Annotated in this window: 24 protein-coding genes and 1 tRNA gene; 18 read left to right on the top strand and 7 right to left on the bottom strand. The window is 54.9% G+C overall.

Translation table 11 applies throughout. The features are described 5' to 3' along the window. Positions 1 to 130: 130 nt before the first annotated feature. Both U5L07_07480 and gltX read right to left on the bottom strand, forming a co-directional pair. Positions 131 to 204 (bottom strand) — tRNA-Gln (locus U5L07_07480). Positions 205 to 368: 164 nt separating this feature from the next. Beyond that, positions 369 to 1,784, bottom strand: coding sequence for a glutamate--tRNA ligase (gene gltX / locus U5L07_07475; protein ID MDZ7831577.1), 1,416 nt, complete (start codon positions 1,782 to 1,784; stop codon positions 369 to 371). Positions 1,785 to 2,037: 253 nt separating this feature from the next. On the opposite strand from gltX, the gene rpmF reads away from it, so the two are divergent. From rpmF to U5L07_07400, 15 genes are all read left to right on the top strand, one after another. Further along, on the top strand, positions 2,038 to 2,217 hold the full coding sequence (gene rpmF / locus U5L07_07470) for a 50S ribosomal protein L32 (GenBank protein ID MDZ7831576.1): 180 nt from the start codon (positions 2,038 to 2,040) through the stop codon (positions 2,215 to 2,217). Between the two features lie 93 nt (positions 2,218 to 2,310). Further along, complete coding sequence (fabG, locus tag U5L07_07465; protein MDZ7831575.1) at positions 2,311 to 3,045, top strand: 3-oxoacyl-[acyl-carrier-protein] reductase; 735 nt, start codon at positions 2,311 to 2,313, stop codon at positions 3,043 to 3,045. A 17-nt stretch (positions 3,046 to 3,062) separates the two neighbouring features. Beyond that, positions 3,063 to 3,293 (top strand): acyl carrier protein, encoded by a 231-nt coding sequence (locus U5L07_07460; protein MDZ7831574.1) that lies wholly within the window; start codon positions 3,063 to 3,065, stop codon positions 3,291 to 3,293. A 27-nt stretch (positions 3,294 to 3,320) separates the two neighbouring features. Then, positions 3,321 to 3,782 carry a ribose 5-phosphate isomerase B gene (gene rpiB, locus U5L07_07455; protein ID MDZ7831573.1) on the top strand — a complete coding sequence of 154 codons (462 nt, stop codon included), beginning with the start codon at positions 3,321 to 3,323 and terminating at the stop codon, positions 3,780 to 3,782. Between the two features lie 18 nt (positions 3,783 to 3,800). Next, positions 3,801 to 5,066, top strand: a complete 1,266-nt coding sequence (glyA, locus tag U5L07_07450) for a serine hydroxymethyltransferase (protein ID MDZ7831572.1) — start codon at positions 3,801 to 3,803, stop codon at positions 5,064 to 5,066. 53 nt (positions 5,067 to 5,119) lie between these two features. Further along, positions 5,120 to 5,584, top strand: coding sequence for a cytidine/deoxycytidylate deaminase family protein (locus U5L07_07445; protein MDZ7831571.1), 465 nt, complete (start codon positions 5,120 to 5,122; stop codon positions 5,582 to 5,584). A 43-nt stretch (positions 5,585 to 5,627) separates the two neighbouring features. Next, on the top strand, positions 5,628 to 6,083 hold the full coding sequence (nrdR, locus tag U5L07_07440; protein ID MDZ7831570.1) for a transcriptional regulator NrdR: 456 nt from the start codon (positions 5,628 to 5,630) through the stop codon (positions 6,081 to 6,083). Between the two features lie 16 nt (positions 6,084 to 6,099). Continuing rightward, complete coding sequence (gene ribD / locus U5L07_07435; GenBank protein MDZ7831569.1) at positions 6,100 to 7,203, top strand: bifunctional diaminohydroxyphosphoribosylaminopyrimidine deaminase/5-amino-6-(5-phosphoribosylamino)uracil reductase RibD; 1,104 nt, start codon at positions 6,100 to 6,102, stop codon at positions 7,201 to 7,203. 244 nt (positions 7,204 to 7,447) lie between these two features. Continuing rightward, positions 7,448 to 8,110, top strand: coding sequence for a riboflavin synthase (locus tag U5L07_07430; GenBank protein MDZ7831568.1), 663 nt, complete (start codon positions 7,448 to 7,450; stop codon positions 8,108 to 8,110). A 76-nt stretch (positions 8,111 to 8,186) separates the two neighbouring features. Next, the gene (locus U5L07_07425) at positions 8,187 to 9,401 is read left to right on the top strand and encodes a bifunctional 3,4-dihydroxy-2-butanone-4-phosphate synthase/GTP cyclohydrolase II (GenBank protein ID MDZ7831567.1); all 1,215 of its coding nucleotides are present in this window, start codon (positions 8,187 to 8,189) and stop codon (positions 9,399 to 9,401) included. A 33-nt stretch (positions 9,402 to 9,434) separates the two neighbouring features. After that, positions 9,435 to 9,914, top strand: coding sequence for a 6,7-dimethyl-8-ribityllumazine synthase (gene ribE, locus U5L07_07420; GenBank protein MDZ7831566.1), 480 nt, complete (start codon positions 9,435 to 9,437; stop codon positions 9,912 to 9,914). Positions 9,915 to 9,922: 8 nt separating this feature from the next. Beyond that, a complete protein-coding gene (gene nusB / locus U5L07_07415; GenBank protein MDZ7831565.1) occupies positions 9,923 to 10,399 on the top strand; it encodes a transcription antitermination factor NusB in 477 nt (158 codons plus the stop codon). A gap of 28 nt (positions 10,400 to 10,427) precedes the next feature. Next, positions 10,428 to 11,804 carry a TrpB-like pyridoxal phosphate-dependent enzyme gene (locus tag U5L07_07410; protein ID MDZ7831564.1) on the top strand — a complete coding sequence of 459 codons (1,377 nt, stop codon included), beginning with the start codon at positions 10,428 to 10,430 and terminating at the stop codon, positions 11,802 to 11,804. Between the two features lie 11 nt (positions 11,805 to 11,815). Beyond that, complete coding sequence (locus U5L07_07405; protein ID MDZ7831563.1) at positions 11,816 to 12,097, top strand: hypothetical protein; 282 nt, start codon at positions 11,816 to 11,818, stop codon at positions 12,095 to 12,097. Positions 12,098 to 12,111: 14 nt separating this feature from the next. Beyond that, positions 12,112 to 12,738 (top strand): MBL fold metallo-hydrolase, encoded by a 627-nt coding sequence (locus U5L07_07400; GenBank protein ID MDZ7831562.1) that lies wholly within the window; start codon positions 12,112 to 12,114, stop codon positions 12,736 to 12,738. Positions 12,739 to 12,745: 7 nt separating this feature from the next. Here U5L07_07400 and U5L07_07395 read toward each other — a convergent pair whose 3' ends face one another. Beyond that, the gene (locus U5L07_07395) at positions 12,746 to 13,162 is read right to left on the bottom strand and encodes a hypothetical protein (protein MDZ7831561.1); all 417 of its coding nucleotides are present in this window, start codon (positions 13,160 to 13,162) and stop codon (positions 12,746 to 12,748) included. Positions 13,163 to 13,433: 271 nt separating this feature from the next. Between U5L07_07395 and ispG the strand changes: the two genes are divergently transcribed. From ispG to U5L07_07380, 3 genes are read left to right on the top strand one after another with little or no spacing between them, the layout of a single operon-like run. Beyond that, positions 13,434 to 14,522 (top strand): flavodoxin-dependent (E)-4-hydroxy-3-methylbut-2-enyl-diphosphate synthase, encoded by a 1,089-nt coding sequence (gene ispG, locus U5L07_07390; protein ID MDZ7831560.1) that lies wholly within the window; start codon positions 13,434 to 13,436, stop codon positions 14,520 to 14,522. Further along, positions 14,519 to 16,033: a proline--tRNA ligase gene (gene proS / locus U5L07_07385; GenBank protein ID MDZ7831559.1), complete on the top strand. Its 1,515-nt coding sequence runs from the start codon at positions 14,519 to 14,521 to the stop codon at positions 16,031 to 16,033. The genes ispG and proS overlap by 4 nt, the downstream gene beginning before the upstream one ends. Before the next feature lie 17 nt (positions 16,034 to 16,050). Beyond that, positions 16,051 to 18,198, top strand: coding sequence for a bifunctional (p)ppGpp synthetase/guanosine-3',5'-bis(diphosphate) 3'-pyrophosphohydrolase (locus U5L07_07380; GenBank protein ID MDZ7831558.1), 2,148 nt, complete (start codon positions 16,051 to 16,053; stop codon positions 18,196 to 18,198). 7 nt (positions 18,199 to 18,205) lie between these two features. Here U5L07_07380 and rpmB read toward each other — a convergent pair whose 3' ends face one another. From rpmB to trxA, 4 genes are all read right to left on the bottom strand, one after another. After that, positions 18,206 to 18,400 carry a 50S ribosomal protein L28 gene (rpmB, locus tag U5L07_07375; protein ID MDZ7831557.1) on the bottom strand — a complete coding sequence of 65 codons (195 nt, stop codon included), beginning with the start codon at positions 18,398 to 18,400 and terminating at the stop codon, positions 18,206 to 18,208. A gap of 172 nt (positions 18,401 to 18,572) precedes the next feature. Continuing rightward, a complete protein-coding gene (locus tag U5L07_07370) occupies positions 18,573 to 19,310 on the bottom strand; it encodes an outer membrane protein assembly factor BamD (protein MDZ7831556.1) in 738 nt (245 codons plus the stop codon). A gap of 54 nt (positions 19,311 to 19,364) precedes the next feature. Further along, entirely contained in the window at positions 19,365 to 20,294 is a 930-nt protein-coding gene (gene trxB, locus U5L07_07365; protein ID MDZ7831555.1) for a thioredoxin-disulfide reductase, read from the bottom strand. Between the two features lie 2 nt (positions 20,295 to 20,296). Further along, the gene (gene trxA / locus U5L07_07360) at positions 20,297 to 20,623 is read right to left on the bottom strand and encodes a thioredoxin (protein MDZ7831554.1); all 327 of its coding nucleotides are present in this window, start codon (positions 20,621 to 20,623) and stop codon (positions 20,297 to 20,299) included. Between the last annotated feature and the right edge of the window lie 22 nt (positions 20,624 to 20,645).

The following is a 20,645-nucleotide window of genomic DNA, read 5'->3' as shown; positions in this document are numbered from 1 at the left end:
AGGGAAAGTGTCAAGCGCCGATTGATGCATAATACCAATCGATATATTTAAAGACGGCTCCTTTTTTACCTTTGTTGCAATCTAATAAAAAAGGGACTGCGACAACGCGTCACAATCCCTTGTTATTTATTGGCTGAGGGTACAGGATTCGAACCTGTGTTAACGGGGCCAGAACCCGTCGTCTTACCCCTAGACCAACCCTCAGTATCTGATTAAAAATTAGCAAACCAGCCTTGCCTGTCAAGGCATTTTTTATACGGTAAATTTGTTCTGTCTTTTTTTAGGCAGGCACGGTGGCCTGCCCTACAGTGATATGCGTTGTAGAGTCGGCCACCGTGCCGACTTATTGTCCGTTAACAGGACCGTTTTTATTCTTCCGCCTGCCGGGTCTCGATATAGGCGATGGCATCTTTCAGCCGGGCAATTACCGCGGATTTTCCCAGCACCTCGATCATCTCAAATATGCCGGGGCTGACGGTTTTGCCGGTAAGGGCCACGCGCATGGGCTGGGCGATTTTGCCGAGTTTTAACTCGTGCTTGTCCATCACATGCTGAAAAATGGGCTCCAGGGTTTCCTGGTTAAACGTCCCGGTCTGTTCCAGCTCAAGGGTTATTTCCTTTAGCGGCTCAAGAATGCCGGCTTTGAGAAACTTCTTTGCCGCCTTCTCCTCGTAAACCAATTGATCCGCGAAATAGAATTCCGCGGCATCCGCCATCTCTACAAAGGTCTTGCTGCGGTTTTTAAGGGTTTCAATCACTTTATAGAGGTATTCGCCGGGAGCCGCATCAATGCCTTTGGCTTCTAAAAACGGCATCAGGTGCCCGGCCAGCTCCTCGTTGGATTTCGCCCGGATGTGCTCGGCGTTTAGCGCCAGAAGCTTTTCCGGGTCAAACACGCCGGCGGATTTGCCGATATGCGCCAGGTTAAACTTTTCAATCAGCTCCTCCCGGGTGAAAAACTCCTGATCCCCGTGCGACCAGCCCAGCCGGACAAGGTAGTTGACCATGGCATCCGGATGATAGCCCATATCCCGGTACGCGGTGACGGACATGGCCCCGTGGCGTTTGGAAAGCCGCGTCTTATCCGGCCCCAGCACCATGGGCACGTGCCCGAAATCCGGCACTTCACAGCCCAGCGCCTCATAGAGCTGAATCTGCTTGGGCGTATTATTTAAATGGTCGTCGCCCCGGATGATGGTATTAATGTTCATGGTGATGTCATCGACCACCACTGCCAGGTTATAGGTGGGGGTGCCGTCGCTTCGCTGGATGATGAAATCATCGAGTTCGGTATTGTTAAACGCCACATTGCCGCGGATCCGGTCCGGGACCACGGTGGTGCCGGCAAGCGGGGCCTTAAACCGGACCACGGCGCCCTCTTGATATTCCAGGCCCTTGTCCCGGCAGGTGCCGTCATACTTGGGTTTGCCCCCGCTCTGCATGGCTTCCTGCCGCATCTGCTCGAGCCGTTCCGCCGAACAGGTGCAGTAATAGGCATTGCCGGAGGCCAGCAGCCGGTTGATATAATCCTTATACACGTCAAAGCGCTGGGATTGAAAATACGGGCCTTCATCCCAGCCGATGCCCAGCCATTCAAGGGCGTCCAAAATGGCGTCCACCGACTCTTTCGTTGACCGGGCCATATCCGTATCTTCAACCCGAAGCACGAACCGCCCCCTGGTATGCCGGGCATACAGCCAATTAAAAATGGCCGTTCGCGCGCCGCCCAGATGCAGATACCCGCTCGGGCTCGGCGGAAATCGGGTGACGATTGGGTTATCCATATTCATATATATCCTTCTTTAGGGAGAGAAAAATAAAATTAATTTTTTTACCACAAACACCTATTGAACTCAAGCATTATAAATGGCATAAAAGTAAATTGCCTTGACACGCGGAACGATTTAACATACTAGTTTAAATCTTAAATTCTGCTTTTTAAAGGACTTTCCGGGCATCGGGCGCAGGGACGGCCCTGTTTTTTCATTTGCCCGAATAAATTAATATATAAAAATTTTAAATAGTTAGGAGTAGACCATGGCAGTACCCAAACACAAGGTATCAAAATCCAAACGAGATAAACGGCGCACCCATCAGAAAACCGAGGCGCCGAATGTGTCAAAATGCCCGCAATGCGGAGAGGTCAAAATGCCGCACCGGGCGTGCCCCGAATGCGGAACATACAAAGGTCGGACCGTTACTGAAACAAAGGAATGATGGCTTCGCAAAAAGTCCAATATCTTTGTTGCACTGCATTCCTCTTTGCCTAACACCGATCAATCGCCGCAATCCGAGGCTGTAAGCGGAAAAATGAAGCGAACAATCGTGGTAACCGGCGGATCAAGAGGCATTGGTCGCGCCATATGCAAAGCCTTTGCCGCATCCGGCGTTCATGTTTTTTTCAACTTTCATTCCCCGGAACAGAGCGGAGAGGAGACGGCTGAAGAAATTGCCGCGGCCGGCGGCATACCCGACGGATACCGGGTCAATGTGGCGGACAGCGAAGAAGTCGCAGACTTTTTCAAAACCGTGCTGGATACCACCGGCCGGATCGATGTACTGGTCAATAACGCCGGCATTGCCCGGGATGGGCTTTTGGCGCGTATGAAGGAAGCCGATTGGGATGACGTCATTTCAGTGAACCTCAAAGGGGCGTTTAACTGCACTAAAGCGGCAAGCCGGCCCATGATGAAGCAGAAGTCCGGCCGTATCATCAATATCACCTCGATTGCCGGGGTATCCGGAAATCCCGGCCAGGCCAATTATTCCGCCGCCAAGGCCGGCATTATCGGATTGACCAAATCAACGGCCCGGGAACTGGCTTCCCGGGGCATCACTGCCAATGCCATTGCCCCGGGCTTTATTGAAACGGCCATGACCGCGGATCTGCCCCAGGCCTCAAAAGATGCGATTATGGCGCAAATTCCCGCCGGCCGCGCGGGAACGCCGAAAGATGTGGCGGGTGTCGCCTGTTTTCTGGCCTCGGATGCAGCCGCCTATATTACAGGCCAGGTAATTCACGTAAACGGTGGTTTATATACTTAAGATGAGGAGAGGCGTGAATGAAGATAGAAGATAAAGTCAAAAAACTGATAGCGGAAAAACTGGATGTGGATGCCAGTGAAGTCGTGCCAGAGGCCTTTTTGATCGACGATCTTGGCGCGGATTCGCTGGCCATTGTGGAACTCATCATGACCATGGAAGAAGAATTTGACATTGAAGTTCCGGACGAGGATGCGGAACAGCTGGCCACGGTTAAGGATGCGATCAACTATATTATCGAAAAGACCTGATCTTAAATCTTAAAGGATACATCAGCCATGGAATCAAGGGCACCGATCGTGGTCGGCTGCGATCACGCCGGATTTGCGTTAAAGGAAAGTATCAAGCAGGTTTTAAAAGACCACGAGCTTGATATTGAGGACTGCGGCACGCACGACGAGGCTTCGGTGGATTACACGGAGTTCGGGGCCCGGGTGGCACAGAAAGTTTCATCCGGGGAATTTAAACGCGGGATTCTGATCTGCGGCACGGGCCTCGGCATGTCAATGATTGCCAACCGCTTTCCCGGTGTCCGGGCGGCCCTGTGCAATGATCTTTTCTCCGCGATCATGTGCCGCCGCCATAATGATGCCAATATGCTGATCATAGGCGGCCGGGTAATCGGCACGGACCTGGCCCGGGAGATCCTGAGCGCCTGGCTGGACACCCCGTTTGACGGAGGCCGCCACAAGGAGCGGATTGACAATATCGATGCGCGGGTAAAATCCGTGCGCGGTTAAAATAAACGGAAGGAAGATATGCGAAACAATCAACGCAATATTGACACCATTGACATTGTGGATCCGGAAATCGCCAATGCCATTGAGAACGAATACAACCGGCAGAAGCACACCCTGGAGCTGATCGCCTCGGAAAACATCGTGGGCCCGGCGGTCATGGCCGCCCAGGCCAGCGTGATGACCAACAAATACGCGGAGGGCTACCCGAACAAGCGCTACTACGGCGGCTGCGAGTTTGTGGATATCGCCGAGAACCTGGCCATTGACCGGGCCAAAACCCTGTTCGGCGCCGAATACGCCAATGTGCAGGCCCATTCCGGCTCCCAGGCCAACATGGCCGTCTATTTCGCCCTGCTGGAGCCGGGCGACACCATCCTGGGCATGGATCTGGCCCATGGCGGGCACTTGACTCACGGGGCCAAGGCGAGCTTTTCCGGCCGGTTTTTCAATTTCATCCACTACGGGGTGGCCAAGGAGACCGGCATGCTGGACTATGACAAAATCGCCGACCTGGCCAAACAGCACCAGCCCAAAATGATCGTGGCCGGTGCCAGCGCTTACCCCCGGGTCATCGATTTTGAAGCTTTCGGCAAAATTGCCGAATCCGTGGGCGCCTATTTCATGGTGGACATGGCCCATATCGCGGGGCTTATCGCCGGCGGCGCCCATCCATCGCCCGTGCCGCACGCCCATGTGGTCACCTCCACCACCCACAAAACGCTTCGCGGCCCCCGGGGCGGTTTGATTTTAGGCCGCGGCGATTTGTCCAAAAAATTAAACAAAGAAATTTTTCCGGGCATCCAGGGCGGCCCGTTGATGCATGTTATCGCCGCCAAGGCCGTTGCCTTTAAACTGGCCCTGGCCGATGCCTTCAAGCGCTACCAGGCCCAAATCGTTAAAAACGCCCAGACCCTTGCCGGCCATCTGATGGAAAACGGCATTGAGCTGGTTTCCAACGGTACGGATAACCATATGATGCTGGTGGATGTGACCAACCTGGGCATTACCGGCAAGGATGCGGAGGAAGTACTGGAAAAAGCGGGGATTACGGTCAACAAAAACACAATCCCGTTTGAAACCCAGAGCCCGTTTGTGACCAGCGGCATCCGAATCGGCACCCCGGCGGTGACGACCCGGGGCATGAAAGAAGATGAGATGCATATCATCGGCGATTTTATTGTGGATATTCTCAAAAATGCGGGCGATGAAACCCGGATCCAAGCCACCCGGGAACGGGTCCAGGAATTCTGCGCCCAGTTTCCTTTATTCCAGGACCCGGAATAACCCGATGCACTAACCGGATTTTGCAGGGCTGCCCCATGCCAAAGGAGATGCATATGCCGACCCAACCGGACAGTCGGCCCGCTTGGAACGATTACTTCATGGAGATCGCGGCCCTGGTGGCCAGACGCTCGACCTGCCTGCGGCGGGCGGTGGGCGCGATCATCGTTAAAGATAAACGGATCCTTGCCACCGGCTACAACGGGGCGCCCAGCGGAATCGCGCACTGTGCCGAGGTCGGCTGTATGCGGGAGACCATGCAGATCGCCTCCGGCGAACGCCATGAACTCTGCCGCGGCATCCATGCAGAGCAAAACGCCATCATCCAGGCAGCCTATCACGGCGTGCCCATTGCAGGAGCCTCGCTCTACTGCACCAACCTGCCCTGCTCTATCTGCACCAAAATGCTAATCAATGCCGGAATCAAAAACATATATTACCGATCGGGGTATGCCGATCAGTTGTCCAGGGACCTGCTTGAGGAGGCGGAAATCGAAGTCGTAAAAATCAACGATACCTGAACAACCGAAACGGCGCAATTGGTGCAAGCGCAGGGGGAAGGTTATGAAATGCCCTTTTTGCCGTGAAAACGACAACAAAGTCATCGACTCCCGGCTGAGCCGGGACGGCACCGCCATCCGGCGGCGGCGGGAATGCTTGGCCTGCAGGCGGCGATTTACCACCTACGAGTACATTGAGGAAATTCCGCTGATGATCATCAAAAAGGACAAGCGGCGGGAGCTTTTCAGCCGGGACAAGGTCCGGGCCGGGTTAAAGAAGGCCTGTGAAAAGCGCGAAATCAGCATGAACGTAATCGAGTCCTTTATCGAAGAGATCGAACGGGATCTCCGCGAATCCGAGGAAAAGGAAATTCCCTCGGCCATCATCGGCGAGAAGGTCATGAAGAAGCTCCATGAGCTGGACAAGGTGGCTTATGTTCGGTTTGCCTCGGTTTACCGGGATTTCAAGGATGTAGGTGACTTTGTAGCGGAACTTAAGACGCTTTTGAGCAGCCGGTAAACCTGATAATTTACCTATGGACGACCCATTCTACATGCATATCGCCCTGGATCTGGCGGAAAACGGGCGCGGCTACACCTCGCCGAACCCGATGGTCGGGGCAGTGGTGGTAAAGGACGGCACCATCATCGGCAAAGGCTGGCACGAAGTGCTCGGCGGGCCGCATGCCGAGGTCAACGCCCTGGACCATGCCGGCGAACAGGCGGCCGGCGCCACCCTCTATGTAACCCTCGAACCCTGCCACCACCATGGCCGGACCCCGCCCTGCACGGAGCGGGTCCTTGCCGCCGGCATCCGGCGCGTGGTGGTTGCCGCGGCAGACCCCAACCCGAAAGTCACCGGCGGCGGGGCGAATTATTTGAAAAGCCAGGGGCTTGACATCAGCCTGGGTATCTGCGAAGAAGAAGCCCTTGAGCAAAACGAGGCGTTTTTTAAATTCATCCAAACAGGGCGCCCCTTTGTTTTTTTAAAATGCGCGGCCACCCTGGACGGCCGAATCGCCACGCGAACCGGGGATTCCAAGTGGGTCACCGGCCCGGCCTCCCGTCAGTATGTGCATGAGCTGCGCCACTGGGCGGACGCCATTCTGGTGGGCGTGGGCACGGTCAAGGCGGATAACCCCAGCCTCACCGCCCGGCTGGATGGGAAAAAAGGGACAGACCCGCACCGCATTATTCTGGATACCCGGCTATCCATTCCAGAGGATGCGAAAGTATTGCAGATCGAATCGGCATCTGATACGCTTATTATTTTTAATGAATCGGATGATCCGGAAAAGCCGGATCGGCTGGCGGGAAAAGGGGTTGAACTGCTCAAGGCCCCGTTGACAGATGGATTGCTGGATTTCTCCGCTGTGATAGACATGCTGGGCCAGAAAAGTATGACCAGCCTGATGATTGAAGGCGGCAGCCGGGTCCTGGGGGCGGCACTGCGCGCCGGGATTGCGGATAAAATATATTTTTTCTATGCCCCCAAAATACTGGGGGGCGATGACGGCATACCGATCTGCGGCGGCCCGGGACCGGAGCTGATGGCCGGCAGCGTCCCCATTGAAAACATCCATGTAAAGCGATTTGACGAGGATGTGTTGATTTCCGGGTATGTGCGGCGGCAGCGGTAGAGTAACCCCCGCCCAATCCCTCCCCCAAATAAATTTGGGAGAGGGGTGAAGGACTAATCGTACTCAGTCCCGCGTGAGCGGGACGGTGCTCGTACTCGTAATCGTACTCGGGAAATTTAGAGGCCGATTACGAGCACGAGTACGAGTACGAATCAAAGGCTACTTTCTGCAAACATACCGCGGCGGTTACATTAATCGCTTTTTGCGGAGCAATTACATATGAACCGAAAGTCAGACACAGGCCATGTTTACCGGAATTATTGAGGGACTGGGCACCATCACTGCGGTATCGGCTGCCGGGGAAGGCAAGCGCCTTTCCGTGACTGCGGATTTTGTGCTGGAAGGCACCCGCATCGGGGACAGCATCGCGGTAAACGGGGCCTGCCTGACGGCGGTCCGGATTTCCGGGGCCCGGTTTGAAGTGGATGTATCCCCGGAGACGCTTTCCCGGACCACGCTGCAGACGATCACTCCGGGCAGCCGGGTAAACATCGAACGGGCCCTCAGGCTCTCAGACCGGCTGGACGGCCACCTTGTGTCCGGCCACATTGACGGCACCGGCCGCATTACCCATAAAAACGTCCGGGGCAACGCCCTGTGGATCGGCGTCTCCGTGCCGAAGGCGTTGACCCGGTATATGATCGCCAAGGGGTCGGTGGCCATTGACGGCATCAGCCTGACCATTAACACGGTCAATGACCAGGGCTTTGAAGTGGCGATTATTCCGCACACGGCGGCGGAAACCACCATCCAGCACAGACAGCCGGGGGATACGGTCAATATTGAAACCGACATGATCGGCAAGTATGTGGAAAAATTTATCACCGAAGGAAACCAGCGCGCCAGCGACGATAAACCGGAAACCGGCCTGGATATGGCGTTTCTTGCCAAGACCGGATTTATATAGCTGACCCGATTACATGATACCGGCCTGGGGCCTGCGCCTCAAAGCCGGTTACCGAATACAGGAGATATAAAGGAAAATGGGACATTTAAGCGTTGAAGAGGCCATCAAGGAGATCCGGGACGGCAGAATGGTGATCCTGGTCGATGATGAGGACCGGGAGAACGAAGGCGATCTCACCATGGCCGCAGAGGCGGTCACGCCCGAGGCGATCAATTTCATGGCCAAATACGGCCGCGGTCTGGTCTGCCTGGCCATGACGCCGGATCGGATTGAGGCCCTGAATCTGCCCATGATGGTGAGCAACAATACCTCCCGCTTTCAGACGGGATTTACCGTATCCATAGAGGCACGTCACGGGGTGACCACCGGTATTTCTGCGGCGGATCGGGCCACCACCATCCAGGCGGCCATCGCAGATGACGCCAAACCGGAAGATGTGGTCCGGCCCGGCCATGTATTTCCCCTGCGGGCCCGGCGCGGCGGGGTCATCGTCAGGACCGGCCAGACCGAAGGTTCGGTGGATCTGGCCCGGCTGGCGGGGCTTAAACCGGCGGCGGTGATCTGCGAAATTATGGATGAGGACGGCACCATGGCCCGGATGCCCTCGCTTGAAAAATTCAGCGAGGAGCACGGCATCGGTATCTGCACCATTGAAAAGCTGATCGAATACCGCATGCGCACGGAATCCTTTGTGCATAAGGCGGTCGAGGCCACCGTGCCCACCGCGCATGCCGGCACCTTTAAGGTCATCGTGTATGAAAATGATATGGAAGATCTTCAGCACATTGCGCTCATCAAAGGCGAAATCGATCCGGAAAATCCCACCCTTGTTCGGGTCCACTCCGAGTGCCTCACCGGCGACATATTCGGCTCCATGCGCTGCGACTGCGGGGACCAGCTCCATAAATCCATGGAGATGATGGATAAAGAAGGCTCCGGCGTGCTTCTGTATGTCCGCCAGGAAGGGCGGGGCATCGGGCTGGTGAACAAATTAAAAGCCTATGTGCTCCAGGACCAGGGCTATGATACGGTGGAGGCCAATGAAAAGCTCGGCTTCAAGGCCGATCTTCGCGATTACGGTATCGGCGCCCAGGTGCTGGCGGATCTGGGCATCCGGAAGATGCGGCTGATCACCAACAACCCGAAAAAAATCGTCGGTCTGGAAGGTTACGGATTGAGCGTCGTTGAGCAGATCCCGATGCAGATTGAGGCAAACGATTACAACCGCTGCTATCTGGAATGCAAACGGCTCAAGATGGGGCATTGCTTAAATATTGATACAACCCCGTAACGCCATGCCATAACTGAATAAAGGATAAAGCCCATGCCCAATGTCATTGAAGGAAATCTGGTTGCCAAAGGAAAACGATTTGCGCTGATTGTCAGCCGTTTCAACGATTTCATCTCGGACAAACTGATGAGCGGGGCCATTGACGCGCTGCAGCGAAGCGGTGTATCTGATGACGCCATTGATATCATCAAGGTGCCCGGATCATTTGAAATTCCGCTGATCGCCAAAAAAACGGCCCAGGCCGGCAAACACGATGCAATCCTCTGTCTGGGGGCGGTGATTCGGGGCGCCACCCCGCATTTTGACTATGTGAGCGCCGAGGTCTCCAAGGGAATCGCCAGCGTCAGCCTGGAAACCGGAGTGCCGGTTATTTTCGGCGTTGTCACCACGGATACCATTGAACAGGCGATTGAGCGGGCCGGTACCAAGGCGGGCAACAAGGGATGGGATGCCGCAGTGGCTGCCATCGAAATGACCAATTTATTCGACGCCATTGAAGAGTCGTTTAAATAAGAACATCCATGAGCAACCGCCACAAATCAAGAGAACTGGCCCTGCAGATTCTGTTCTGCATGGACATGCTGGGCAATAACACAGACGCACTGTTTGATGATTTGGGCGAACTTATTTCCCCGAAGCAGGCGCCGTCAAATTTCTGCCGCCGGCTTGTCAAAGGGGTGATCGAACATCGATCCGATTTGGACCGGATCATTGAGGCGCATTCAAGCAACTGGAGAGTCTACCGGATGAGCGGGGTGGACCGGAATATCCTCCGCCTGGCCGCCTTTGAAATGCTTTATTGCGAGGATATCCCCGCCAAGGTCTCCATCAATGAAGCTATTGAGATCGGCAAAAAATTCGGTACCGATGAAACCGGCCCGTTTGTTAACGGCGTTTTGGATGCGATTCGGCAGCACCACGGGCTGGATTCATCGCCGGGCGCGGCGGAGGCGGAAATTGGAACCGGTACTTCCAACGATCAGGATCAATCGGCATAAATACAAGCACAAAAACAAAGGAGTCGTCATGGAACTACGCAAATACATTCTTCGGGAAGATGAGATTCCGCGGCAATGGTATAACATTCTCGCTGATATCAACATGAACCCGCCACTCGGGCCGGACGGCAATCCTGTGTCCCCGGATCAGCTGGCCCCGGTCTTTCCCATGAACCTGATCGAGCAGGAAGTCTCCTCCGAGCGCTGGATCGATATTCCGGATGAGGTTTTAAATGTGTTAAATATCTGGCGGCCGGCCCCGCTGGTACGGGCCTTGTCGCTTGAAAAGGCGCTTGATACCCCGGCCCGGATCTATTTTAAAAATGAATCCGTCAGCCCGCCGGGCAGCCATAAACCCAATACAGCCGTTCCCCAAGCCTATTACAACAAGGCCTTCGGCATCAAACGCATGACCACGGAAACCGGCGCCGGCCAATGGGGCAGCGCCCTGTCCTTTGCCTGCGCCCAGTACGGCGTGGAATGCAAGGTCTACATGGTACGGGTATCTTTTGACCAGAAACCCTACCGGAAATTCATGATGGCCGCCTGGGGGGGCAACTGCGTTCCCAGCCCCAGCAGTGAGACCAAGGCCGGCCGCGATGCGCTGGAAAAGTATCCGGACACCCCGGGCAGCCTGGGCATAGCCATCAGCGAAGCCATCGAAGAGGCGGTGGCGGATGAAACCGGGCAGACCCGGTATTCACTGGGCAGCGTCTTAAACCATGTGATTTTGCATCAAAGCATCATCGGCCTGGAAGCCAAAAAGCAGATGGAACTGGCCGGCGATTATCCGGATGTCATTATCGGCTGTGCCGGCGGGGGGAGCAACTTTGCCGGCCTGGCCTTCCCTTTTGTGCTGGATAAAATCAACGGCAAAGATATTGATATTTATCCGGTTGAACCGGCCGGCTGCCCGACCCTTACCAAGGCGCCGTTCGTCTATGACCACGGAGACACCGCGCGGTATACGCCGCTTCTTCCCATGCACAGCCTGGGCCACGCGTTTGTGCCCCCGCCCTTCCACTCCGGCGGCTTAAGATACCACGGTATGGCGCCCACGGTGAGCCAGCTGGTGGATGAGGGGCTGCTTGAGCCCAAATCCGTCAAGCAGAGCCAGGTCTTTGACGCAGGCATTCTGCTGGCCCGGACCGAAGGGATTATTCCGGCGCCGGAAACCACCCATGCCCTGGCCACTGTGATTGATGAGGCCAAAAAGGCCAGGGAAGAGGGCAAGGAAAAGGTCATCCTGTTTAACTGGAGCGGCCACGGCCTGCTTGATTTAACGGCCTATGATTCCTATCTGTCCGGCCAGATGAAAGATATCGTACTGTCCATGGATGAGGTCGCTGAATGCGAAAAGATCTATGCGGACTTTCCCAAGCCGCAGCATCTGAAGCATAAGTAGTGAGTTACAGGATGAATAACGACACAGATTTCGACAACCTGGAACGGCGATGCCCCCGGCTGGGAAGCAAGATCTCATTCCGCTACTGCCTGATCAGCGGCGATGACGACAAGCCCTGCTGGAAGATTTTTGACTGCTGGTGGGAACAATTTGACGTTGAATCCTACCTCAAAGCCAACCTGCCGGCGGAGGTGTTTGAGCAACTGGTGGAAAAGGCGGCCGACCAGCCGAAGAACAAGCTCACCAGTATCGTGGAGATCGCCGAGCAGGCCAAAAAACGGAAAAACAAATAAGGAAGGAGGCGTATTTGATTATCAAAACGCTGGCAGTCGGCCCGATCATGGCCAACTGCTATATCGTGGGCTGCGAGAATACCAAGGAGGCAGTGGTTATTGATCCGGGCGATGACGCGGACCGGATTTTAATGACCCTGGCGGAATCCAAGCTGACGGTGAAATATATATTAAACACCCATGGGCATTTTGACCACGTAAGCGCCAACCGGCGCCTGAAGGATGCCACCGGCGCAGAACTTTTGATCCATGCACAGGATGCCCCCATGCTGGATTCCCTGCCCCAGGCCGCGGCGTCCTTCGGACTTTCCGCGGAAAACTCCCCGCCGCCGGATAAAACCATTGATGAGGGCGATACCATCACCTTTGGGGATATCACCTTTAAGGTGCTCCATACGCCGGGGCATTCTTTAGGGGGCGTCTCCTTTCATGCGGATGGCGTCGTATTCGTGGGCGACACCCTGTTTGCCGGCTCCATCGGCCGAACCGATTTTGCGGGCGGCGATTTTGACACGCTGATTTCGAGCGTGAAAAACAAGCTTTTCCCGTTAGGCGATGATGTTACGGTCTATACCGGCCACGGCCCCACCACCACCATCGGCCAGGAAAAGCGGATGAACCCCTTTCTGCGGATGGGCTAACGAAAAATTAAAAGGCGCCGATCTGGCAGGGCTTTATTTTTATGCCGAGCGCTTCACACGCCGCGCTCACGGTCATCCGCGGCACGTCAAAGCGCTCGGCAATCTCCCATGCGGTTTTGCACGGCAGCCGATCATTGACAAGCCCCTCCCGGATGGCCTCCGCCAATTCCGCATTAACAGAGGCCAAAGGCTCCACGATTTTTTTATGCGGCGTATACCCGAACAGGCCAAGCTGACACTGGGTCAAATGAAATCCGAATTCGTCGGCATATTCCCCCACCGCTGCCGGGAATATTTTCAGGGATGCCGCCACCGCAAATGCGGCCGCACAGGACAGATCCCCATCTGATGCCGCCGCATCCAACGCCTGGTGCACATTTCCCGCTGAAACACCCGAATCTCCGCTTCCCGATTTTTCACTCATCTTCCGTCTCCTTGTCAACAAACAGCAGAATCGTAAACATTCGTAAACATTCCGTTACAAATTAAAAAAAATCGGTTAAACTAGCAACCGTATTTTGAAAACCAAGGGCCGACAGCCCGGAAAAAACGGGCGGGTTGGGCTTGAATAAAGGCCCTTTCTCTGTTAAGCAAGTGAGGATGTGACCGCGACCCTGGGCAATCCGGAAAGCCCGGATTCAAAGGGCTTAGCGGCGCCTCCAAGAAAAACAAAAAAATTTGTATTTTCATACATTATGGCTTTTCCGATCAACCGGCGACCGACCCGGCAAATCCATGTAGGCAAGGTGCCCATCGGCGGCAATGCCCCGATTGCGGTCCAATCCATGACCAACACCGACACCCGGGATGTTGCCGCCACCATAGCCCAGATTCATCGGCTGGAGGCGGCGGGCTGTGAAATCATCCGCGTGGCTGTGCCGGACGAGGCCGCGGCCGAAGCCATTTCCGGCATTAAACAAGGCATCCGGATCCCATTGATTGCAGACATTCATTTCGACTATCGTCTGGCCATTGCCGCCGCCCGCGCCGGTGCAGACGGTCTGCGCATCAATCCGGGGAACATCGGCAGCCGCGAAAGAATCAAGGCAGTGGTGGACACGGCAAATGAAACCGGCATCCCCATCCGGATCGGGGTTAATGCCGGCTCCCTGGAAAAGGACATCTATGCCAGACACGGGGCGGCCACCGCCGATGCCCTGGTGGAAAGCGCCCTGCGCCACCTCGATTTGATGAAAGAGCTGGGGTTTGATCGGCTAAAGCTTGCCATTAAATCCTCGGATGTCCGCCAGACGGTCTCCGCCTACCGGCAGCTATCTGAAAAAACCGATTTCCCCCTGCATATCGGTATTACCGAGGCCGGCGGCCTGTATGCCGGAATCGTGAAATCCGCCATGGGCATAGGCCTTCTGCTGGCCGAAGGCATCGGCGATACCCTGCGGGTCTCCCTGACCCGGGACCCGATGGAAGAGGTACGGGTGGGCTATGAAATATTAAAAGCTTTAGATATCCGACGGCGGGGCCCGGAGCTCATTTCCTGCCCGACCTGCGGCCGCTGCCAGTTTGATTTGTTCTCCCTTGCCGAAGCTGCAGAAAAGGCGCTTATGACGCGAACCACACCGATTAAAATCGCCATCATGGGATGCCCCGTCAACGGCCCCGGCGAGGCCAGGGCGGCTGACATCGGTGTTGCCGGCGGCAGGGAGTCCGGCATTTTGTTCAAGCGGGGAAAAGTAATCCGTAAAATTCCGCAGGCGGAGCTTTTGGATGCGCTGCTCAAGGAAGTTGATGAATTTGAAAGCAACAATAAAAGAGGAGCGAGATGAAACAAGCTAAAACTGCAATCCAGCCGACCCGGGAGGAAAACTACCCGGAATGGTATCAGGAAGTCATCAAGGCAGCGGATATGGCCGAAGTATCGCCCGTACGGGGCTGCATGGTCATCAAACCCTGGGGCTACGCTCTGTGGGAGAACATCACGCGGACCCTCGATGACATGTTCAAGACCACGGGGGTTCGCAATGCGTATTTTCCGCTTTTTATTCCCGTCAATTTTCTTGAAAAAGAGGCCCAGCATGTAGAAGGGTTTGCCAAGGAATGCGCGGTGGTCACCCATCATAAACTCGAAAAGGGTGAGGACGGCGCACTGGTGCCGGCCGGCAAATTGACGGCGCCCCTGATTGTGCGCCCCACCTCCGAGACCATCATCGGCGACTCTTTTTCCAAATGGATCAAAAGCTACCGGGATCTGCCGGTGCTGATCAACCAGTGGGCCAACGTGGTCAGGTGGGAAATGCGCACCCGGATTTTTCTGCGGACCAGCGAATTCCTGTGGCAGGAAGGCCATACCGCCCATGCCACCCGGAAAGAGGCCATTGACCGAACGCATATGATGTTAAATATTTATAAGAAAATGGCTGAAGAGTATATGGCCATGCCGGTGATGACCGGTGAAAAAACCCTTGCGGAAAAATTCCCGGGCGCGGAAACCACCACCTGCATTGAGGCCATGATGCAGGATAAAAAAGCCCTTCAGGCCGGGACCTCCCATTTCCTCGGGCAGAACTTCGCACGCGCCTCGGATATAACCTTTCAGTCCGCCCAGGAAACGGAGGAATATGTATGGACCACCTCCTGGGGCTCATCCACACGCCTGATCGGGGGCCTGATCATGACCCACGGCGATGACAACGGCATTGTGCTGCCGCCCCGAATCGCCTCTTCGCACGTGGTATTAATGCCGATTCTCCGATCCGACAAGGACCGGCAGCCGGTTATGGCATTTGTGGATGCGTTGGCCGCGCGCCTGCGGGAAAAGCATTACTGCAGCCGGCCGATTGCTGTGGAAATCGATACCCGAAATACCGGCGCCCGGAACTGGGACTGGATCCGGAAAGGCATTCCGCTGCGGGTGGAAATCGGGCCCAAGGATATTGAAAAGGATTCCGTGTTTGTAGGCCGGCGGGATAAGGACGCCAAGGATAAAACCGCCATCCAGAAGGATGAATTCGTGGAGACCATCGGCGATATTCTGGATGACATCCAGCAGACGCTGTTTGAACGGGCGCTGTCCTTCAGGGAGGCCAATACGCACAAAATTGATGAGCTGGAGACATTCAACGACTTTTTCACCCCCAAAAACCATGAGCGGCCGGAAATTCACGGCGGATTCGCCCTTTCCCACTGGTGCGGGGACAGCGCCTGCGAGACGGCGATCAAGGACCGGTTAAACGTCTCCATCCGATGTATTCCCTTTGAAGGGGAAAAAGAAAAAGGCAAATGCATTGAGTGCGGCAAGCAAAGCCCCCAGCGTGTCGTGTTTGCCAAGGCATACTGAGCCGGTCACTTAAATAAATGTTACGTATCTCCGACATACTCGACAAAATCAGCGAATATTATCCGGACGCGGATGTTGATATTGTCAATCAGGCCTATGTTTACTCCGCCAAAGTGCATGAAGGCCAGGTGCGATTAAACGGGGAGCCGTATCTGTCCCATCCGCTGGAAGTGGCCAATATTCTTGCGGATATGCATCTTGATACCACCAGCATCGCCTGCGGGCTGCTCCATGATGTGGTCGAGGATACGCATACCACCATTGAAGACATCCAGGAGCGTTTCGGCGAACAAGCCGCTAAAATCATCGCCGGGGTAACCAAGATCAGCAAATTGTCCCTGAATACGGCCCGGGACCGGCAGGCTGAAAATCTGCGCAAAATGATCCTGGCCATGGCCGATGACCTCCGGGTGATCCTGATTAAACTGGCCGACCGCCTCCATAACATCCGAACCATTCATTTCCACCGGACAGAGGACAAAAAGAAAGCCATTGCCCAGGAAACGCTCGACATCTATGCGCCCATCGCCTCCCGGCTGGGGATTTACTGGATGAAGCGGGAACTGGAGGAGATTTCCTTCTATTACACTCAGCCTGAGGAGTATGAACGGATTAAGAATCTGGTCGCCAAGGATCAGCTGCAGCGAGAGCACTATGTGGATACGGTGAAAAAAATCATCGGCGAAAAGATGAAAGAAACCGGTTTGCCCGCCCGGGTGTACGGCCGGTATAAACAGTTCCACAGCATTCACCAAAAGATGCTCTCGCAGGACTTAAGCTTTGAGGAGGTCTATGATATTACTGCCTTCCGGCTGATTATGGAGAGCATTCCGCAATGCTATGAGGCCTTAGGCATTATCCACGCCAACTGGCGGCCGGTGCCCACAAAATTTAAAGATTATATCGGATTTCCCAAGCCGAACGGGTATAAATCCCTCCACACAACGGTAATCGGGCCCTATGGGGAACGCATGGAGGTACAGATCCGGACCGAAGAGATGGATCGGGTGGCCAACTCCGGGATTGCGGCCCACTGGAGCTATAAGGAGGGCCGGGTAACGGACAAGGAAAGCATCAGCAGCTTTGAATGGATACAGAATCTGGTGGAAAATCACCAGGATAATTACGGCGATCCGGATGAATTCCTGGAAAACGTCCGGATTGACCTGTTTCCCGCCGAAGTCTACGTATTTACCCCGCAGGGCGAGGTCAAGAGCCTGCCCCGGGGCGCCACGCCCATTGATTTTGCCTATCTCATCCACACCGAAGTCGGCCACCAGTGCACCGGCGCCAAAGTGAACGGCCGGCTGGTGCCGCTGCAGTACGAACTCAAAACCGGGGATATCGTCGAGATTGTCACCACCAAAGGACATCACCCCAGCAAAGACTGGCTGAACTATGTCAAAACCGGCAAGGCCCGCTCCCGCATCCGTCAGTGGATCAAACGCCAGGAAAAGGAGCGCAGCATCACCCTGGGCCGGGAAATGTGTGAAAAAGCGTTTCGCAAGCATCGCCTGAACTTCCATGAGAAATTAAATTCCCGGGAAATGCAGGCCGTGGCCAGGGAATTCAATTTTAAGACTGTGGATGACCTGATCGCCAACGTGGGCTACGGCAAGATCACCCCGCTGCAGATCATCCGGCGCCTCACTGAAGGCGATAAGCCGAAAAAAGAAGAAACCCTGCTTGATCGGTTCATTACCCGCCGCCGGGACAGGAAAAAGCGGGATGAACAGGGCGTGGTGGTGGATGGCATGGATGATATTCTGATCCGCTTCGGGCAGTGCTGCCAGCCGGTGCCCGGGGATCCGATCATCGGCTATATCACCCACGGATCCGGGGTGACCGTGCATCGAAAAGGGTGTGTGAACGCCATGAAGATGAGCCCCGAACGGGAGATCAACGTGGAATGGCGTAAGGACTCAGAAGGCTCTTTTCCGGTCAAGCTCAAATGCCGGGCCAGGGACCGGCATGGCCTGCTGGCGGAAATCACCGCTGTGATCAGCCAAGCGGACGCCAATATCATCGATGTACAGCTGGAAAGCCTGCCGGATAAAACCGTAACCGGCTACTTCACCATCACCGTGGCCAATGTCGCCCACCTGGAGACCGTGCTCGCCAAACTCCGGAAAGTGGATAAAATCCAGGAAATTCGAAGACTTTAACAAGTCCTCATTTGAGGGGTTTTTCGACCTTGCCGGAGCGGATGCAGCGGGTGCAGGCATTGATTTTCTCCACGCGGCCGTTTCGGACCGACCGGACCCGCTGGAGGTTGGGATTGAATCGCCGCTTATTTACATTATGGGCATGGCTGACATTATTGCCGACCAAAGATTTTTTTCCGCAGATATCACATTTTTTAGACATTTTTATATTCTCCAGAAGCTCTGATTCAAAAACTCATACCAAAAACGCACACTGGATGGCCCAAAAAACCAAACCAAAGTACCCAGCCTCGATAAACCAAAATTTTATAAACGAAGATTCTTTGCTTGTAAAGAATTTTTTAAAAAATTGGGAGAATTGCCTCCCATGCAGGCTATCGGCTTATCGGCGGAGACGGGACGGGCCTGTGTTTTCTCGGCGGGACGGTAACGGGGGATGTGGCCTCGGATTTCTCTGCCGGGGCATCTTCCAGCTCATTGCGGCACCGCTCAATGTATTTGTTCGCCTTATGGTGCAGGAGCGTAAACTCGGATGGATAATTGTCGACGACATTTAAAAAACGATTCAGGGCCGCCTTGTAATTCTTTTGCTTGAAATAAAATTCGCCCACGTAGAATTCATGTCCGGCCAGGGTTCTCAGGCACTGCTGGATATGCTTGTTTGCCTTTTCCGCATACTGGCTTTCGGGAAACCGGTTTTGCAGCCGCTGAAATTCCTGAAGGGCTTTTTCCGTGGAGGTCTGGTCCCGGTCTCTACCGCGCATCCGATCAAAGTAGCAGCGACCGATCTGATAGAGCACATACGGAATTTTTTCATCATTGGGATGGAGCCGCTCAAACTGCTCATAGGCGGCAATGGCCTGCTCATACTCCTCCAGCCGGTAATGCGCGTCCGCGACTTTCAGCTCCGCCTCTTTGGCGAATTTGCTGAACGGATACCAGTCCCTTAATTTCTGATAGGCTTCAATAGCGCTCTTGTAGTCCCCGTCCGAGAACTCCTGCCGCCCTTCTTCGGCCAGCTGAACAGCGGTTTTCTCCTCTTTCGGCCCAAACGCGGAGCATCCGCACACCACCAAGGCCGCCACCAATAAGCACCCAATAATCCGCTTCATGGACAAATTTCTACACCCTGAGTAAAAGTCAACCCCGCTGAGAAAAGGGCTTTGTTAAGCATGATTTTGAATATATTCGGCCGCCTCTGAAGCGGCAATGGCGCCGTCCCCCACGGCCGTGGATACCTGGCGAAGCGGGGTATCCCGTACGTCCCCGGCCGCGAAAACACCCGGCACCGAAGCCTCCATGCGGCTGTTTACCGCCACAAACCCGCGGTCATCCAGCTTGAGATGATCTTTTAAAAAACCGGTATTGGGGATCGTGCCCACCCAGATAAAGCAGCCGTCAACGGCAAGATCCTTGGTTTCCCCGGTCTTGACGTTTTCCATGGTAATACCCGAAACCCCGGCTTGCGAGCCGTTAATCGATTTTAAAACCGAATCCCACACCATCTCAATCTTATCATTCTCGAACGCCCGCTCCTGCAGCAGTCTGTCCGCCCGCAGCTCATCGCGGCGGTGGATGAGATAGACCTTATCCACAAACCGGGTGAGAAAAAGGCTTTCCTGAACCGCGGTATTTCCGCCGCCGACTGCCGCGATCGTGCTGTTTTTAAAAAACGGGGCATCACAGGTGGCGCAGACCGAAACGCCTCTGCCAAAATATTTTTCTTCACCCGGCACCCCGAGCTTTTTGGGCGAGGCCCCGGCGGCAATAATGATACTTTTGGCTGTGACCTGCCGGTCGTTTAACTGAAGCTGCCTGGGATTTTCGGAGAGATCAAGGGACACCACTTCATTGGTTTCAATCTCCACGCCAAACCGCTTGACCTGATCGGTCATGTTCATGATCAAATCGGCCCCGCTCAAGCCTTCGGGAAATCCGGGATAATTCTCGATCCAGTCCGCCACCAGGATCTGCCCCCCGGGCGCGGCCTTTTCAAGCACCAGCACATCCAGCTTGGCCCGGGCGGCATAGATCGCGGCGGTCAACCCCGCCGGACCGGCGCCGATAATTACCAGGTCATATTTGGTTTTAGCCATTATTATAAGCCTTTTTTGATGCTTGCTTCCAGTTTGGACTTATCTGCCATGCCCACGATCTGATCCACCTGCTTGCCGTCCTTGAACACGATCAGGGTCGGAATGGCCCGGATCCCGTAGCTGCTCGGCGTGGCCGGGTTGTCATCCACATTGCACTTGGCAAATTTGACTTTGCCGTCGTAGTCTTTACTGAGTTCCTCGACCACCGGCCCGATAGCTTTGCAGGGGCCGCACCAAGGGGCCCAAAAATCCACCAGCACCGGCTTATCGGACTGCAAGACTTCACTTTCAAAATTATTGTCGCCGACTTCAATAATATTTTCCGCCATTGTTGTCTCCCTTTTTACATTT

Source organism: Desulfobacterales bacterium (assembly GCA_034520365.1).
Taxonomy (GTDB): domain Bacteria; phylum Desulfobacterota; class Desulfobacteria; order Desulfobacterales; family Desulfosalsimonadaceae; genus M55B175.
This window is presented reverse-complemented; position numbering and strand designations above follow the sequence as displayed.

Bases quoted from the DNA above. Each gene is read 5' to 3' on its own strand.
- rpmF (MDZ7831576.1), top strand. From the start codon at position 2,038: ATGGCAGTACCCAAACACAAGGTATCAAAATCCAAACGAGATAAACGG.
- nrdR (MDZ7831570.1), top strand. From the start codon at position 5,628: ATGAAATGCCCTTTTTGCCGTGAAAACGACAACAAAGTCATCGACTCC.
- ribE (MDZ7831566.1), top strand. From the start codon at position 9,435: ATGCCCAATGTCATTGAAGGAAATCTGGTTGCCAAAGGAAAACGATTT.
- U5L07_07430 (MDZ7831568.1), top strand. From the start codon at position 7,448: ATGTTTACCGGAATTATTGAGGGACTGGGCACCATCACTGCGGTATCG.
- U5L07_07405 (MDZ7831563.1), top strand. From the start codon at position 11,816: ATGAATAACGACACAGATTTCGACAACCTGGAACGGCGATGCCCCCGG.
- U5L07_07395 (MDZ7831561.1), bottom strand. From the start codon at position 13,162: ATGAGTGAAAAATCGGGAAGCGGAGATTCGGGTGTTTCAGCGGGAAAT.
- trxB (MDZ7831555.1), bottom strand. From the start codon at position 20,294: ATGGCTAAAACCAAATATGACCTGGTAATTATCGGCGCCGGTCCGGCG.
- trxA (MDZ7831554.1), bottom strand. From the start codon at position 20,623: ATGGCGGAAAATATTATTGAAGTCGGCGACAATAATTTTGAAAGTGAA.
- fabG (MDZ7831575.1), top strand. From the start codon at position 2,311: ATGAAGCGAACAATCGTGGTAACCGGCGGATCAAGAGGCATTGGTCGC.
- U5L07_07460 (MDZ7831574.1), top strand. From the start codon at position 3,063: ATGAAGATAGAAGATAAAGTCAAAAAACTGATAGCGGAAAAACTGGAT.
- gltX (MDZ7831577.1), bottom strand. From the start codon at position 1,784: ATGGATAACCCAATCGTCACCCGATTTCCGCCGAGCCCGAGCGGGTAT.
- U5L07_07380 (MDZ7831558.1), top strand. From the start codon at position 16,051: ATGTTACGTATCTCCGACATACTCGACAAAATCAGCGAATATTATCCG.
- U5L07_07425 (MDZ7831567.1), top strand. From the start codon at position 8,187: ATGGGACATTTAAGCGTTGAAGAGGCCATCAAGGAGATCCGGGACGGC.
- ispG (MDZ7831560.1), top strand. From the start codon at position 13,434: ATGGCTTTTCCGATCAACCGGCGACCGACCCGGCAAATCCATGTAGGC.
- U5L07_07445 (MDZ7831571.1), top strand. From the start codon at position 5,120: ATGCCGACCCAACCGGACAGTCGGCCCGCTTGGAACGATTACTTCATG.
- ribD (MDZ7831569.1), top strand. From the start codon at position 6,100: ATGGACGACCCATTCTACATGCATATCGCCCTGGATCTGGCGGAAAAC.
- rpmB (MDZ7831557.1), bottom strand. From the start codon at position 18,400: ATGTCTAAAAAATGTGATATCTGCGGAAAAAAATCTTTGGTCGGCAAT.
- rpiB (MDZ7831573.1), top strand. From the start codon at position 3,321: ATGGAATCAAGGGCACCGATCGTGGTCGGCTGCGATCACGCCGGATTT.
- U5L07_07370 (MDZ7831556.1), bottom strand. From the start codon at position 19,310: ATGAAGCGGATTATTGGGTGCTTATTGGTGGCGGCCTTGGTGGTGTGC.
- proS (MDZ7831559.1), top strand. From the start codon at position 14,519: ATGAAACAAGCTAAAACTGCAATCCAGCCGACCCGGGAGGAAAACTAC.
- nusB (MDZ7831565.1), top strand. From the start codon at position 9,923: ATGAGCAACCGCCACAAATCAAGAGAACTGGCCCTGCAGATTCTGTTC.
- glyA (MDZ7831572.1), top strand. From the start codon at position 3,801: ATGCGAAACAATCAACGCAATATTGACACCATTGACATTGTGGATCCG.
- U5L07_07410 (MDZ7831564.1), top strand. From the start codon at position 10,428: ATGGAACTACGCAAATACATTCTTCGGGAAGATGAGATTCCGCGGCAA.